Source organism: Candidatus Termitispirillum reticulitermitis (assembly GCF_054655775.1).
Map to the genome: position 1 here is coordinate 1 of NZ_BAAIHG010000217.1, position 632 is coordinate 632.

The 632-nt window shown below is 43.0% G+C and carries 1 protein-coding gene; it reads left to right on the top strand.

What is annotated here, in order from left to right; all coding sequences use genetic code 11:
• Positions 1-269: 269 nt before the first annotated feature.
• On the top strand, positions 270-632 hold a 363-nt coding region (locus AC1MDJ_RS08375; protein ID WP_479690453.1), incomplete at its 3' end, for a histidine kinase dimerization/phospho-acceptor domain-containing protein.

The following is a 632-nucleotide window of genomic DNA, read 5'->3' on the forward strand; positions in this document are numbered from 1 at the left end:
TTTATTAAATGCTTGTGTAGCATTTTGCATCATATTAACAAATACGCGTTTTAGTTGTTGCCTATCGCCACGCACGTTTAAGCCCGCTGGTATATCAAGCTCAATATTCACGTTATGCGCCAATGTTTTTGTCCCCTATTTCAGTAAAAAGCCTAATGGCACAGGGCTGGGGCTAGCAATCGTTAAGAAAACCATAGAGCGCAGATGAAATACTTGTTGGCTCAGACAAAGGGTTCCGTGCCTATGCCAGCGAGATATTAAGCGATTTTATGGCAAGTGGCGATACTGAACGAATAGTGCAGACCGAATACAGCACAGGCATAGGCGAACCTAGACACTATATAGTGCATATAAGTAAAATACTTAGTGAAACTACTGGCAGTTTGGAAAATATATTGCTAGTGGCAGATGACAACACCCACGTGATGAATTTGCAGCGTGTAACGCTTTGGAAAGAGGTTGCCGCCAGAATAACACACGAAATCAAAAACCCGCTTACGCCTATAAAACTCACCGCTGAGCGCATAAAGAGGCGCAGTAGCGAGATTAACGATGAGGCGGTCAGGAAACTTGTCGCTGATAGTATGGATATGATAATAAATGAAACGATTGAACTGCTTGCGCTAATAGGG